The organism is Kaistella soli, from assembly GCF_019038595.1.
Taxonomy (GTDB): domain Bacteria; phylum Bacteroidota; class Bacteroidia; order Flavobacteriales; family Weeksellaceae; genus Kaistella; species Kaistella soli.
The window spans coordinates 115,789-128,646 of record NZ_JAHOPF010000004.1 but is presented as its reverse complement, the minus strand read 5'-3'; the positions used below and the strand labels follow the sequence as shown (position 1 = coordinate 128,646).

The 12,858-nt window shown below is 39.8% G+C and carries 17 protein-coding genes; 4 read left to right on the top strand and 13 right to left on the bottom strand.

Annotated elements, in window-relative coordinates; translation table 11 throughout:
* Nucleotides 1-93 precede the first annotated feature (93 nt).
* The 13 genes from KSK37_RS08660 to hutI all read right to left on the bottom strand — a co-directional run bounded on the left by KSK37_RS08660 (nt 94) and on the right by hutI (nt 9,444).
* Nucleotides 94-618, bottom strand: a complete 525-nt coding sequence (locus KSK37_RS08660; RefSeq protein ID WP_217200894.1) for a DUF4252 domain-containing protein — start codon at nt 616-618, stop codon at nt 94-96.
* A gap of 24 nt (nt 619-642) precedes the next feature.
* Complete coding sequence (locus tag KSK37_RS08655; protein ID WP_217200892.1) at nt 643-1,911, bottom strand: DUF4252 domain-containing protein; 1,269 nt, start codon at nt 1,909-1,911, stop codon at nt 643-645.
* A 12-nt stretch (nt 1,912-1,923) separates the two neighbouring features.
* Nucleotides 1,924-2,589, bottom strand: coding sequence for a hypothetical protein (locus KSK37_RS08650; protein WP_217200889.1), 666 nt, complete (start codon nt 2,587-2,589; stop codon nt 1,924-1,926).
* A complete protein-coding gene (locus tag KSK37_RS08645; RefSeq protein WP_217200887.1) occupies nt 2,564-3,073 on the bottom strand; it encodes an RNA polymerase sigma factor in 510 nt (169 codons plus the stop codon). Before KSK37_RS08645 ends, KSK37_RS08650 begins: the two co-directional genes overlap by 26 nt.
* A 109-nt stretch (nt 3,074-3,182) precedes the next feature.
* The gene (locus KSK37_RS08640; RefSeq protein ID WP_088358726.1) at nt 3,183-3,539 is read right to left on the bottom strand and encodes a helix-turn-helix domain-containing protein; all 357 of its coding nucleotides are present in this window, start codon (nt 3,537-3,539) and stop codon (nt 3,183-3,185) included.
* Between the two features lie 5 nt (nt 3,540-3,544).
* Nucleotides 3,545-3,838 (bottom strand): type II toxin-antitoxin system HigB family toxin, encoded by a 294-nt coding sequence (locus KSK37_RS08635; RefSeq protein WP_217200885.1) that lies wholly within the window; start codon nt 3,836-3,838, stop codon nt 3,545-3,547.
* Nucleotides 3,839-3,915: 77 nt separating this feature from the next.
* The gene (locus KSK37_RS08630) at nt 3,916-4,329 is read right to left on the bottom strand and encodes a PaaI family thioesterase (protein ID WP_217200883.1); all 414 of its coding nucleotides are present in this window, start codon (nt 4,327-4,329) and stop codon (nt 3,916-3,918) included.
* A gap of 62 nt (nt 4,330-4,391) precedes the next feature.
* Nucleotides 4,392-5,522 (bottom strand): 3-hydroxyacyl-CoA dehydrogenase NAD-binding domain-containing protein, encoded by a 1,131-nt coding sequence (locus KSK37_RS08625; RefSeq protein ID WP_217200881.1) that lies wholly within the window; start codon nt 5,520-5,522, stop codon nt 4,392-4,394.
* Nucleotides 5,523-5,616: 94 nt separating this feature from the next.
* The gene (locus tag KSK37_RS08620) at nt 5,617-6,414 is read right to left on the bottom strand and encodes an enoyl-CoA hydratase-related protein (protein WP_217200880.1); all 798 of its coding nucleotides are present in this window, start codon (nt 6,412-6,414) and stop codon (nt 5,617-5,619) included.
* 78 nt (nt 6,415-6,492) lie between these two features.
* A complete protein-coding gene (paaD, locus tag KSK37_RS08615; RefSeq protein ID WP_217200878.1) occupies nt 6,493-6,957 on the bottom strand; it encodes a 1,2-phenylacetyl-CoA epoxidase subunit PaaD in 465 nt (154 codons plus the stop codon).
* 152 nt (nt 6,958-7,109) lie between these two features.
* Entirely contained in the window at nt 7,110-7,871 is a 762-nt protein-coding gene (gene paaC, locus KSK37_RS08610; RefSeq protein ID WP_343216986.1) for a 1,2-phenylacetyl-CoA epoxidase subunit PaaC, read from the bottom strand.
* 19 nt (nt 7,872-7,890) lie between these two features.
* A complete protein-coding gene (paaB, locus tag KSK37_RS08605) occupies nt 7,891-8,172 on the bottom strand; it encodes a 1,2-phenylacetyl-CoA epoxidase subunit PaaB (RefSeq protein ID WP_088358720.1) in 282 nt (93 codons plus the stop codon).
* Between the two features lie 36 nt (nt 8,173-8,208).
* Nucleotides 8,209-9,444 (bottom strand): imidazolonepropionase, encoded by a 1,236-nt coding sequence (gene hutI / locus KSK37_RS08600; protein ID WP_217200874.1) that lies wholly within the window; start codon nt 9,442-9,444, stop codon nt 8,209-8,211.
* 149 nt (nt 9,445-9,593) lie between these two features.
* Here hutI and ruvB point away from each other — a divergent pair, with 149 nt between their 5' ends.
* From ruvB to coaE, 4 genes are all read left to right on the top strand, one after another.
* Nucleotides 9,594-10,616 carry a Holliday junction branch migration DNA helicase RuvB gene (gene ruvB / locus KSK37_RS08595; RefSeq protein ID WP_088358718.1) on the top strand — a complete coding sequence of 341 codons (1,023 nt, stop codon included), beginning with the start codon at nt 9,594-9,596 and terminating at the stop codon, nt 10,614-10,616.
* A 1-nt stretch (nt 10,617) separates the two neighbouring features.
* On the top strand, nt 10,618-11,232 hold the full coding sequence (locus tag KSK37_RS08590; protein WP_088358717.1) for an FMN-binding negative transcriptional regulator: 615 nt from the start codon (nt 10,618-10,620) through the stop codon (nt 11,230-11,232).
* Nucleotides 11,233-11,337: 105 nt separating this feature from the next.
* Nucleotides 11,338-12,204, top strand: a complete 867-nt coding sequence (locus tag KSK37_RS08585) for an MBL fold metallo-hydrolase (protein ID WP_088358716.1) — start codon at nt 11,338-11,340, stop codon at nt 12,202-12,204.
* The gene (gene coaE / locus KSK37_RS08580) at nt 12,188-12,841 is read left to right on the top strand and encodes a dephospho-CoA kinase (protein WP_246566492.1); all 654 of its coding nucleotides are present in this window, start codon (nt 12,188-12,190) and stop codon (nt 12,839-12,841) included. Before KSK37_RS08585 ends, coaE begins: the two co-directional genes overlap by 17 nt.
* The last annotated feature ends 17 nt before the right edge of the window (nt 12,842-12,858 follow it).

Below are 12,858 nucleotides of genomic sequence, written 5' to 3'. Positions count from 1 at the left end.
AAGCCGCCGCCGAAAAAAAGCGAGTAGCGACAGCAGGTTCCCGGCTCCAAAAAAAATAACCACAGAAAAATCTGCGGCTATTTCAAATTTAATTTATTTGGAAACAAGTTTTTTTACGTCTTTCTTTTCGGAGTAATTGATAATTCTCGAAATATCATCGGCGGTAAATTTGCCTGAAACATCTACAAAAACCAATTCGCTGCCGGAATGTACCGTGATCATCAGTTTCTTAATGACATCCCCGCTTTGTTTTGCCTGAAAATTGACGGTTTCATTTTCTTTTTTTACCGTCATCCATTCTTCGAAGCGGTTATTGGTAAGATATTTGGCAAAATCTGCCAGCATTTCTTTGTTGCCATTTTCAATCGTCATCACTTTAATATCGGAGATTTTTTTGATGAGGCTGATGAGTTCTTCGCTTTCTCCGTCTTCTCTCAAAGCTTTTTTTACAATAGGTTTTGCAAGAAACATCGGGACATTGATGCTGGTAAACTGTGCGCCTTTGTAGTCGTAATAAGGATTGTCAAAGAAACCCATGTTTGGACGTCTGGAAACTACGCACGACTGAAGGGACATCATAAACAGCACTGCAGCAAATAAAAGGGAAATCTTTTTCATGATTTTAATTTTCAGGGTTCGTTTTTAATTCAAAGTTTTAATGCTTCCTCCGCTGCTGGTTTTTTGCGAAGAAATCGTTTTAGGATTTCCTTTATATCTTACTGAGGCGCCTGAACTTGCTGTTGCAGAAAGTGTATCGGTTGCCTGAACTTTCAAATTAGAGCCTGAAGAAGCTGAAACAGTAACGGTTTTGGAGGCTAAATCCTGGGCGTTGCAGCTCACCGCACTCGAAACATCAAACACCGCGCTTTCCGTTTTTCCTACGACGGTGATCATGGAGCCGCTGGTTCCGTTTAAACTGAATTTTTTTGAGTTGATATCCAGTTTTGCATTAGAACCGGAACTTATTTCCACATCCACCGTATTGTCAGCATTAATGTCAGCATTCAAATTAGATCCGGACGAAATATCCGCCTTGAAGTTATTTTCTTTTACTGTATTTACTGTTGTTAAAAGGGAACCTGAGCTTAATTCTACTGAAGCAAGTCTCGGAGCTTCCACAGTAACTAATAGTTTTTTGAAGTTCAGTTTTTTATTGTTTTTGTTATTAATTGAAAGCACCAGAATTCCGTCTTTTACTTCCGTTGAAACATATTCCTGAAGATTGGGATCGGTATCAACGATCACGCTTTGGTTATTTCCCTGAGTAAAATTTACTTTAATGCCGCTGGATGCTTTGATTCCGGTAAATTTTCCTACATTTCTTACCTGGGTAACTCCGGACGGACTTACATTTTCTGTAACTAAGGAAGATTTAAGGGAAGTATTCTGTGCCTCGTTCACGAGTTTGTTCACGTCGTCCATAGAGATTTTTCCGTCGAGCATCATCAGCACGGTATTTCCTTCAGAACTGATGTTTAAAAGCAGATTGTCCAAAACTCCGTTCGTCGCATCAGAAGACAGGAATTTAATCTTGTTGTCTTTGCTGTTTACGGTAATCAGTTCCTCATACTTCATGTTTTTAATCGAATTTGAAATATCAGTCTGAAGATTCTGAAAAAGACCGAGCTGTCTTTTTTGCTCCGTTCCGGCCGTGGATGAAGTTTCGGGCTTTTCGAGAATCAGAATTTTCAGGCCGTTGATTTTACTCAGTAATGGTTTGATCTGGTCAAGTTCAGAATCATCGATATTGAGTTTATTCAGCATGCTGAACATCGGTTTTGCAATTTTGATGGAGGTAACGCCTTCTGTTTCCTGGTATTTTTCAAAAAGCTGGTCGAGTTTGTCTTTCTGTGCATTTACATGGAAGAAATGTGAAAAGACTAAGGCGAATATTAAGAGTAATTTTTTCATGATAGAAAGTTTTTAGTAATCGTTGTTAAAATTGTGCAGGGCTTCAGTCTGAGCCACTGTTTTCGATACATTTTCTGATAAAATACGGAACGAATATTTCGTTAAATCAATAGCTTCCTGTTCGTTCTCGATTTTCTGGCCGTTGATGATCACATAATTGGATTCATAACCGGCTTTTTGGGCGTTGCTGCCCGGTGCAGATTTTACGGGGTTTGAATTGCTGACAAACTGCGGCCGCGTCTGTCTTTTGATTCTTCCTCTTTTCGGGAGAATTTTTTCCATCACATCATCATCGCTGCTGATGGATACGGAGTCGGTCACCAAACTGTCGGACACTACATTTACAGAATCATTGGTATGGATGGCGACAATTTCATTGCTTTTTCCGAAATCATCTTTCTGTCTGATGATTTCATTTTTCACCAAATCGTTCTGTTCGTCAATTTTGTTGCCAGTTGAAACGTTATAGAAGATTCCCAGGGTAACAAGCAGTACTGCACTTGCTGCCATCCAGTAAAATTTCGGGAAAGACGCGCTTTTCTTTTCGGAAATTTTAATGACAGGTTTTTCTTCTTTTTCAGCTTCAGCCAGGAAGTCTTCGAAATCCCAGTTCATCTTTTCTTCCCTGAGCTCCTGGAAGATTTCGCTGTATTTATCCTGTGATTTGTCGGTTTTCATAATTCATCAATTGGGTGATCTGTTCTTTAATTTTCTGTCTTGCCCGCATCAGATTCACTCTTACTGCGTTTTCTTCCATTTCCAGCATTTCTGCGATTTCCTGGATGTCATATTCTTCTACATCTTTAAGGTGAATCACGGTTTTCTGCTTTTCGGGAAGCTGCCTGATAAAGCCGAGAATCTGGTCTTTCAGATTATTGGTTTCGAGCTGATAAAGCTCGCTTCGGTGAAGTTGAAAATCTGCAAAACCCATTTTCACGTCATGATGCTTTAATCTGTTCAGGCATTCATTTTTCACTGATCTCATCGCATAGGATTTGATGTTTCCGAAAGCGGCAATTTCTTCTTTTTTCTGCCAGAATTTCATCATCAGATCCTGTACAACATCTTCAGCTTCGTCACTGCTCATCACAAATCTTTTCGCAAAACGGTACATCTCATCCTTGAGACAGAATACCGTATCCTTAAAAATTGCGTGAGTCATAGCTTAGTTTATAGGTAAGACAACGAAGTTCGGAAATTTGTTACATCAAAATAAAAAAAAACTTCAAAATTGTTTTTGAAGTTTGGTTTTAAGGTGTTTTTTATTTGGTTTAATAGGCCTGAATTAAGACTTCAGTGGGAATTTTCATCATGGAGTGAAGGTTTCTGATCATTTCCAGAGAAAGCTTTCTTTTTTTATTTAAAATTTCACTCGCCCTACTTTTCAGACCAATAACTTTTGCCAGATCATTTTGTGAATAATCCATTTGTTCCATTCGGAATTTTATTGCTTCAATAGGATCCGGCAAATCGACAGGGAAGTTCTCGTCTTCATATTTTTCAAGGAGAATCGCCAAAACTTCTAATTCATCACCTTCTTTACTTCCTTTTTTTGCATCAAATATCTGCTCCAATCTCATTAATGCTTCGGAGTAATTCTGTTCGGTTTTGATCGGTTTAATTTCCATTTTCTTTAAATTTCGTTTGCGTCTATTTTATCATATTCGGCATGAGTTCCAATATACCGTATCCAGATTATTTGGTAATCATAATTGAGTTTCACAATTAGACGATAATGATTTCCCTTAATGTTAAATACGATTCTTTGATCATTTAAAATACTTGCGCTAGGATATTGGCTTTTAATTTCATTGGCGTTTTTCCACTCTGCAATGCTTGCTTCTTTAAACCAGGATTTAAGTTGCTGCTCACAGTCATTGTGTTTTTCCCAAAATTCGCGAAGGATTTTTTTTGCTATAACTCTCAATACCAAATAATTTGATGTAAAGATAATAAAAAAAATTCCCAAAATGGGAACTATCAAATATTTTGAGGAAATTAGTTTTACAAATCAGTAACCTTTTTATCAATTTTATACACCGTTCCCCGGAAAGTCGCCACCAAAACTTTATGCTGATTGGTGATCGAAATATCATATACACCGATTTTTCGGGTGTCGGAAATCAAAACGCTTTCCGCAGTTAAGGTATCGCCCAGTCTCACGGCTTTCGTGAAGTTCATCGAACAGTGTAAGGCCACCGAAGCATCATTGGTATTATTGCTCGAAAAAGCCAGCGCAGAATCGGCGAGGGAAAAAGTAACGCCGCCGTGAACGGTTCTTAAACCATTGATCATTTCTGCTTTTACAGGCATTTCGATCAGACAGTATTTTTCGCGGATTTCAATCAGTTTAATACCCATCCACTGAGAGAAATGGTCCTGATTGAGCATGTATTGGGCGAGTTCTAAAGGGGTCATCTAATTTTGAAGATTTAAAATTTAATTAATAGCAGCTTTCGCGGATATAAAACACTGATTTTCTACAGTTTTCTAAGCAGCGGACTTTGTCTGTACCTTTCCTCCTGATATTCTTCATAAAGGTTCTGAAGCGTTTCTGAAATGTTCTCAAAACCGATTTCTTTTCCCCACGCTAGCAAACCTTTCGGGTAATTAACGCCTTTCTGCATCGCCAGTTCAAGATCTTCGTCGTTGGCAATTCCCAGTCTTTTTGCTTCCACTGCTTCGTTGATCAGCATTGAAATGATTCTCATGAAAACAGTTTGGTACAGTTCCTCATTTTTCTCAGGAGCTTTTTTTTCCGCGCCTTCGGAATAGTCGTAAAAGCCTTTTCCGGTTTTTCTGCCGAGTAATTTTGCCTCGCTCATTCTTTGCTGAAGCAAACTGGGTTTGTATTTAGGATCGTAAAAATAATCCTGGTAAACAGTTTTGGTAACGGAAAAATTAATATCGATTCCAATTAAATCCATCAGTTCAAAAGGTCCCATTTTGAAATTTCCAAGCGTTTTCATTGCATCATCAATCTGTTCAGGAGTCGCGATGTTTTCTTCCGCAATTCTTAAAGCTTCGCCGTAAAAAGGTCTGGCAATCCGGTTCACGATAAATCCGGGAACATCTTTCGCAATCACCGGAACTTTACCCCAATTTTCCATTAAAGTATACATTTCACGCGCCAATTTTTTGTCGGTCAGAAGTCCGGGAATGATTTCTACCAAAGGCATCAGCGGAGCCGGATTGAAAAAATGGATTCCGACAAAACGCTCCGGATTTTTCAGTTCGGCCGAGAGCGAAGTTATCGAAATGGATGATGTATTACTGGAGATGATGCACTTTTCGGAAACAATTTCTTCCAGATTCTGGAAAACTTTAGTTTTAATTTCCTTGTTTTCGATGATGGCTTCAATTACCAGATCGCAGGCTTTAAGATCAGAAAGCTCGGTGCAGAATTTTATTTTGTTAAAAATTTCTTCGCTTTTTTCAATGGTGATTTTCTGTTTTTCTGCTAATTTCCCTAAAGTCTTCTGCAAATTCAGTAATGACTTTTCGGTCTGAGCTGAATTGGCGTCATACAGAAAAACGCTGCATCCGGAAGTCGCAGCCACCTGCGCAATACCGATTCCCATGGTTCCGGAGCCTATTATTCCTATATTCATAATCTAAAAAATATAACAATGTAGTTTAATAATATAACAGTTTGAAAATACATAATATTGATAAATTATTACATTGCTAAACTGTTACATTCGTTTATTTTCCCTGATAATTCGGCGTTCTCTTTTCCAGAAATGCAGCCACACCTTCGCGGAAATCTTCCGTTTCTGCAGCTTCCTGCTGCAGAATTCCTTCTAGATCCAGTTGCTGGCTTAAGTTATTGTCATACGATTCATTGAATGCTTTTTTGGTCAATGAGATCGCTTTTGTAGGTAAATTGGAAATCTGTTCTAATATGCCCATCGCATTTACCATAAAATTTTCATCCTCGAAAACATCAGCAATTAATCCTAAATTTTTCGTTTCCGTTGCAGATAGTTTTTTACCCGTAAATGCTAAATAGTTTGCCTGCTGTCTGCCCAAAAGTTTGGGTAGCCAATAGGTTCCGCCTGTGTCGGGAATCAGTCCGATGTTCACAAATGCCTGAGAAAAATAGGAAGATTCCGTGGCCAGAGTAATGTCGCAGATCAGCGCCAACATCGCTCCCGCGCCCACTGCAGGACCGTTGACCAAAGAGATAACGGGTTTTCTGCATTTTGAAATTTCCTTTACCAGAGGATTGTAATAATCAATCACAATTCTCTGGATAACTCTTTCATCACCTTCGTCGCCATAGGAAAGGGCATCTTTCAGGTTCTGTCCGGAACAGAAGGCTTTTCCACGGCCTGAAATACCGATACACCGCACTTCCGGGTTTTTAGAAGATTCGTGAACAAAAGTCCGGAGTTCTTTCAGCAGGGTTTTATTTAAACTGTTGTAAGTTTCGGGCTGGTTAAGATAAGCGATCTGAAGTTTTCCGCCGAGATGCGTTTCTATTTCGAGTTGGGTATACATATTTTGCGAGTTTATTATTGCTCCAATTTACCAATATTTTTTAAGTCTGAAAAAGTAAAAACTATGTAGTAAATTCAATTAGTGGCATTTGAAATAATCGAAAGGCTCCAGGCAGTCGTTACACTGATAAGAGGCTTTGCAAAGGGTAGAGCCAAATCTTGAAATCTGTCTGGTGTTTTCCGAACCGCATCTTGGGCATTTTTTCGGGATGTTTAAATGGTCTTCGTGCGCACCTTTTTCAGGCGGTGTGATTCCGTAAACCCGGAGCTTTTCGCGGGCTTCGTCGGTGATCCAGTCGGTGGTCCAGATGGGTGATATTTTGGTGATGATTTTTGCCTTAATTCCTTTTTCCGTAAAAAGTTTAATAATATCTTCTTCAATATTAAACATTGCCGGACACGCAGAATACGTTGGAGTAATCACAATTTCCGCTTCACGATCAGAAATCATTTTGGCTTCGCGTACAATCCCGAGTTCCACGATATTGATGACGGGGATTTCGGGATCGGGGATTTGGGATAATATGTCAAGGAGATTCTGCATTTTTTTTCGCACAACTTACACAAAATTGATAAAAAAGATTTGTAAAAACCTGTGGGCTATTTTAATATGATTCTGAATAATTTGTTTCACACAGATTACACAAATTTTACACAGATAAAAAGACATCTGTGAAAATCCGTGCGCATTTAATTTTACCACACACAGTTCGGATACGTTCTCTGCATATACTGTAATTCGCACAGAATAAATCCGAAATATTCCGTGTGATAACCGGTTCTGGAAGCTTTCTGCATGAACTCACTTTCCGGAATTTCTAACCCAAATTGAGTAAAATCTTCAGTCACTTTCTGCTTCCACTTTTCGTGCAGGTCTTTAGCATCAGGAACAATCCCGAGTTGGGCAAGATCATCTTCTCCATGAGTTGCTGCAAACATTCCGGCGGTGTATTCCCAAAGATTTTCAACCGCATTTTTCAACCGCGTTTTGCTTTCTTCTGTTCCGCCCGCAAACATTTTAATCCATGTTGAAGCGTGCGTGTAATGGTATTTTACTTCTTTCAGCGATTTTTCAGCAATTCCCGCAAGCTGTTCGTCTTTACTGGCAGAAAGTGCCCCGTAAAGAAGTTTCTGGTACACCGCGAAAAAGTAAACTTTCAGAATCGTGTTGGCATAATCACCGTTTGGAAGCTCGGAAAGTTGGCAATTCAAATATTCTTTTTCAAGCCGCAGAAACGCCAGGTCGTCTTCTGTTTTCCCCTCGCCCTGAATCTGAGCGGCATGTTTATATAAATTGCTGGACTGCCCCAGGTAATCGAGCGCAACGTTTGTCAGGGCAATATCTTCTTCAAGATAAGGACCTTTTCCGCAGACTTCGCCCAACCTTTGACCGAAAATCAAAGTGTCATCGGCAAGCTTAAGGATGTATTGATAAAGTGGATTCATTCTTTTGGTAATTTTTTGGTAGCGAACGCTTTTACATATTCTTTACGTCGTTCGGAATCTCATAAAAAGTAGGATGGCGGTACAGTTTGTCGTCTGCAGGGTCAAAAAAAGCCTCCTTATCAACTCCTTCTGAAGTCACCAGATATTTGCTCGGAACTACCCAAATAGAAGTTCCTTCCATTCTTCTGGTATATACATCTCTTGCATTTTGCAGTGCCATTTCGGCGGTAGGAGCCTGCACTGTTCCCGCGTGTTTGTGCGAAAGTCCCGGTTTGGTCTGGATAAAAACTTCCCACATTTCTAAGTTGCTCATTGTAATTTTTTTGAGGCGTTAAGATAAATAATTTTATTAAATTTTTTCTCCGTCAATAAAAACGTTTTCCGCTTTCAGACTTCCCTGATGATAAAGTACATTCTGGAAATTATCAGTTTTAAAGGTAATGAAATCAGCTTTTTTCCCTTTTTCTAAAATTCCGCGATCGGTTAAATTCAGTGCAAAAGCTGAACGGAAGGTAATTCCTGCCAAAACTTCTGCGGTTGAAAGTTTTTCAAAAGTTGCCAAAATCGAAGCTTGCGCAACTAAATTCCCCATTGGCGCAGAACCGGGATTCCAGTCGCTGGCAATGGCCAGAATTCCGCCCGCATCTAAAATCTTTCGGGCAGGTGTAAATTTTTCTCCCAAACCTAAACTTGCTCCGGGAAGCGCAACGGCAACCGTCTCTGAATTGGCTAAAAACTGAATATCTTCGTCAACGGTCGCTTCAAGATGGTCGGCAGATTTTGCTCCAACTTCCACGGCAATTTTTGAACTTCCAGGCGTAAACTGGTCTGCATGAACGGTAATTTCAAAACCCATTTCTTTGGCTTGCAGCAAAAATGCTTTGCTTTCTTCAGGCTGAAAAGCAGATTTTTCAATGAAAATATCGACACGTTTTGCGAGATTTTCTTCTTTTACTTTGGGAAGAATTTCTTCTAAAATATAATTTAAATAGTCTTCATTGCTGCCTTCGAAATCTCTGGGTTTCAAATGAGCAGAAAGACAGGTCGGGATTAAAGTCGCTTTTGTAAAACTTTGAGCTTTTTTGATGATTCTCAGCATTTTCAGTTCGTTTTCCACATCCAGTCCGTAACCGGATTTTATTTCGATGGTGGTAATTCCCAGAGAAATCAAAAAGTTGATTCTTTCTAAAGTTGTTTTTAATAATTCCTCTTCCGAAGCGTTTCGTGTGTGTTGAACAGAGCTCCAGATTCCGCCGCCGCTTTCCGCGATTTCGAGATAAGTTTTCCCGGCATTACGCATCGCAAAATCATTTGCACGGTTACCGCCAAAGCAGATATGAGTATGAGAATCGGTGAAGGCAGGAAGTGCAACCTGAACATCCTCGATAAATTCAAATTCACATTCTTTGCTGTCGCTCGGAATGAAATATTTCAGGTAGTCATAGTTTTCAATTTCTACGATTTTGCCGTCATCAATTAAAATCCCGCCATTTTCAAAGATTTCGAGCTGGTCATCAGAAAGTTTTCCCCTTAACGGAAGGTTGGCAAGTGTTACAATTTGCTTGAAAGGACCTATAAGTTTCATAACGGTAAATTTAATATTTAAACCCAAAGCATACAAAGTTTTTCCTGCTCTTCATCGTTTTTCTGTATTTGGAAAATTCTCTCTGTACTTGCCGGTCATAAAATTCAAGAAAAAATTTTACCTTTGAAGAGATACAAACCAGAATAAAAATGCCCGATTTTTTACATCCAGATAAAGATAATTTTTCCGATGATGAGCTGATGCAGGAAGAGAAAATCCGGCCCCAGAGTTTTCAGGATTTTGCCGGACAGCGGAAAACTCTTGATAATCTGGAAGTTTTTGTGGCGGCGGCCAAAAACCGTGGCGGTGCGCTGGATCATGTTCTTCTGCACGGCCCGCCGGGATTGGGAAAGACGACTTTAGCCAATATCATTGCAAACGAACTTGGAGTCGGATGCAAAATCACTTCCGGTCCTGTATTGGACAAACCAGGAAGTTTGGCCGGATTGCTCACGAATTTAGAAGAAAACGACGTCCTTTTTATTGATGAAATTCACCGGCTTTCGCCAATTGTGGAAGAATATCTGTATTCCGCGATGGAAGATTATAAAATCGACATCATGCTGGAATCCGGACCGAATGCCCGAAGCGTTCAGATTGGATTAAATCCTTTTACCTTAGTTGGAGCTACCACCAGAAGCGGAATGCTGACCAAACCAATGCTCGCAAGATTCGGGATCCAGTCCAGACTGGAATATTACACCATTGAACTCCTCGGAATGATTATTGAGAGAAGCGCAAGAGTTTTGGGTGTGAAAATCTACGAAGACGCGGCGCTGGAAATTGCCAGAAGAAGTCGTGGAACGCCGAGAATTGCTAATGCATTGTTGAGAAGAGTCCGTGATTTTGCGGAGATTAAAGGGAATGGCGAAATTGAAATCGAAATCACGAAATTTGCTTTGAATTCTTTGAATGTTGATGAATTCGGGCTCGATGATATGGACAATAAAATTATGCGCGTAATGATTGAAAATTTCCGTGGGAAACCTGTGGGAATTTCCGCGCTGGCTACTTCGATCGGCGAAAATCCGGAAACGCTGGAAGAAGTTTATGAACCGTTTTTGATTCAGGAAGGATTCATTATCAGAACACCGCGCGGTAGGGAAGTGACTGAGAAAGCCTACAAACATTTGAATATTTCAATTCCGAAACGACCGGACACACTGTTTTAAAATGTACATCCCAAAAATCTACAGAATTGAAGACCAGGAACTGATGAAAGAAATTATCAGTGAAAACGGTTTTGCCCTTTTAATTTCTGATAAAGAAAAATTGTGCGCGACGCATTCGATGTTCTTGCTGAATGAAACGGAAGAAGGATTTTATCTCGAAACCCATATTTCCAGAGGCAATTTTCAGGCAAAAGTTTTGAAGGACGGCGATGAGGTTTTATGTGATTTTCTCGGTGCGCACTCTTATATTTCCTCTTCGTGGTACGACCACAAAAACGTTTCGACCTGGAATTATGAAGCCGTTCAGATCCGCGGGAAAATCAGGCTGATGACGGATGATGAACTTTATGAACATCTGCGGAAGCTGACTTTTAAATATGAAAAAGCTCAGAAATGTCCGATGTTGGTAGAAAATATGGGCGACGAATATGTTAGAAAAGAAATGAAAGGCGCTTTCGGAATCAATGTTTTTCCCACAGAAATTCATATTGCCTCGAAACTCTCCCAAAACCGGGATGAGGTGAATGCGGAAAGAATTATCAGCAACTTAATGGAATCCGATGATGCTGATTCAAAAAAAATTGCTGAAAAAATGAAAAACAGCAGAGAGTTATAAAATCAAAGGCTGAGGGAAACCACAGTGATAAATTATAAAAAGTCGATATTCGTTGTGTTAAAATAAATTGAAATTTTATAATTTAGAAATCACAAAATAAAATATATGAAACTCTATCCTATACAGTGCGGAAAATTTAAGCTTGATGGCGGTGCCATGTTTGGCGTCGTCCCGAAGACCATCTGGGAAAAGACCAATCCGGCAGATGAAAGAAATTTAATTGAACTGGGGACGCGCTCCCTTTTAGTGGAAGACGGCAAGAAATTAATTTTAATTGATTGCGGCCTCGGAAACAAACAGGACGAAAAATTCTTCGGACACTATTCTCTTTGGGGCGACGATTCGCTGGATAAAAACCTGAAAAAATACGGTTTTGTGCGCGAAGATATTACCGATGTATTCCTTACTCACCTTCATTTTGATCATTGCGGCGGCGCGATTGAATGGAATGATGACAAAACCGGTTACCGTCCGGCTTTTAAAAATGCGCACTTCTGGACCAATGAAGAACACTGGAAATGGGCCACAGAACCTAATCCACGGGAAAAAGCAAGTTTTTTAAAGGAGAATATTCTCCCGATGCAGGAAAGCGGTCAGCTGAATTTCTTGGCGACTCCCAACAGCGGAAACTACGGTTTTGCACCCGACCTTAAAATGGACGTTATATTCGTAGACGGACATACCGAAAAACAGATGCTTCCCGTGATCCGCTATCAGGAAAAGACCATTGTTTTTGCGGCAGATTTAATTCCGACCGCCGGGCATATTCCTCAGGTTTATGTGATGGGTTACGATACACGTCCGCTTTTGACGATGGAAGAAAAAGGAAAATTTCTGAAGCAGTGCGTAGATAATGAATACCTTCTTTTCTTTGAACACGATGCACACAACGAATTAGCCAGTCTGAAAATGACTGAAAAAGGAGTTCGTCTTGATGAGACTTTCAGCATGAATGATGTTTTCGGATACTAAAATGATGGAAGAAGAGAAACAGAATTCTGAAGCTCCTGCAAAGAAAATAATAGGTTTAACCGGCGGAATTGGGTCGGGAAAAACTACCGTAGCTGAATTCATTGAAGAAGCTGGATTTCCGGTTTATTATTCTGATGACCGCGCCAAAGAGATTGTGAATGATGATGAGGATTTGAAAAAGCGCATTATAAATCTTTTGGGGAACGAGGCTTATGATGAAAACGGTTTTTATAACCGCAAGTTTGTTTCCGCAACAGTATTCGGCAATGAGGAATTGCTGCTGAAACTCAATTCATTAATTCATCCTGCAGTTAAAACCGATTTTGAAAACTGGGTGGAGAGGCAAGATGCTGAATTCATGTTTAAGGAAACCGCACTGCTTTTCGAATTAAAACTGAATCAAAGCTGCTACAAATCGGTCTTGGTGACTGCCGACGACAATATCAGGATCAAACGCGTAATGGACAGAGACGGCAAAACCTACCGCGAAACTGAAGCCATTATGAACAGACAGATGCCGGAAAAAGATAAAATAAAACTGGCTGATTATGTCATTTTTAATAATGAAGGCCTGGATGAACTGAAATCTGAAACCGAAAAGATGATCGCGAAGCTAAAAGAAACTGCGGAAAAGTAATCAGTTATAAATAATAA

Excerpts from the sequence above, each read along its gene's own strand:
- KSK37_RS08620 (WP_217200880.1), bottom strand. The coding sequence starts at position 6,414 with ATGTATACCCAACTCGAAATAGAAACGCATCTCGGCGGAAAACTTCAG.
- KSK37_RS08645 (WP_217200887.1), bottom strand. The coding sequence starts at position 3,073 with ATGACTCACGCAATTTTTAAGGATACGGTATTCTGTCTCAAGGATGAG.
- KSK37_RS08590 (WP_088358717.1), top strand. The coding sequence starts at position 10,618 with ATGTACATCCCAAAAATCTACAGAATTGAAGACCAGGAACTGATGAAA.
- KSK37_RS08630 (WP_217200883.1), bottom strand. The coding sequence starts at position 4,329 with ATGACCCCTTTAGAACTCGCCCAATACATGCTCAATCAGGACCATTTC.
- KSK37_RS08655 (WP_217200892.1), bottom strand. The coding sequence starts at position 1,911 with ATGAAAAAATTACTCTTAATATTCGCCTTAGTCTTTTCACATTTCTTC.
- coaE (WP_246566492.1), top strand. The coding sequence starts at position 12,188 with ATGTTTTCGGATACTAAAATGATGGAAGAAGAGAAACAGAATTCTGAA.
- KSK37_RS08650 (WP_217200889.1), bottom strand. The coding sequence starts at position 2,589 with ATGAAAACCGACAAATCACAGGATAAATACAGCGAAATCTTCCAGGAG.
- hutI (WP_217200874.1), bottom strand. The coding sequence starts at position 9,444 with ATGAAACTTATAGGTCCTTTCAAGCAAATTGTAACACTTGCCAACCTT.
- paaB (WP_088358720.1), bottom strand. The coding sequence starts at position 8,172 with ATGAGCAACTTAGAAATGTGGGAAGTTTTTATCCAGACCAAACCGGGA.
- KSK37_RS08660 (WP_217200894.1), bottom strand. The coding sequence starts at position 618 with ATGAAAAAGATTTCCCTTTTATTTGCTGCAGTGCTGTTTATGATGTCC.
- KSK37_RS08640 (WP_088358726.1), bottom strand. The coding sequence starts at position 3,539 with ATGGAAATTAAACCGATCAAAACCGAACAGAATTACTCCGAAGCATTA.
- KSK37_RS08585 (WP_088358716.1), top strand. The coding sequence starts at position 11,338 with ATGAAACTCTATCCTATACAGTGCGGAAAATTTAAGCTTGATGGCGGT.
- ruvB (WP_088358718.1), top strand. The coding sequence starts at position 9,594 with ATGCCCGATTTTTTACATCCAGATAAAGATAATTTTTCCGATGATGAG.
- paaD (WP_217200878.1), bottom strand. The coding sequence starts at position 6,957 with ATGCAGAATCTCCTTGACATATTATCCCAAATCCCCGATCCCGAAATC.
- KSK37_RS08625 (WP_217200881.1), bottom strand. The coding sequence starts at position 5,522 with ATGAATATAGGAATAATAGGCTCCGGAACCATGGGAATCGGTATTGCG.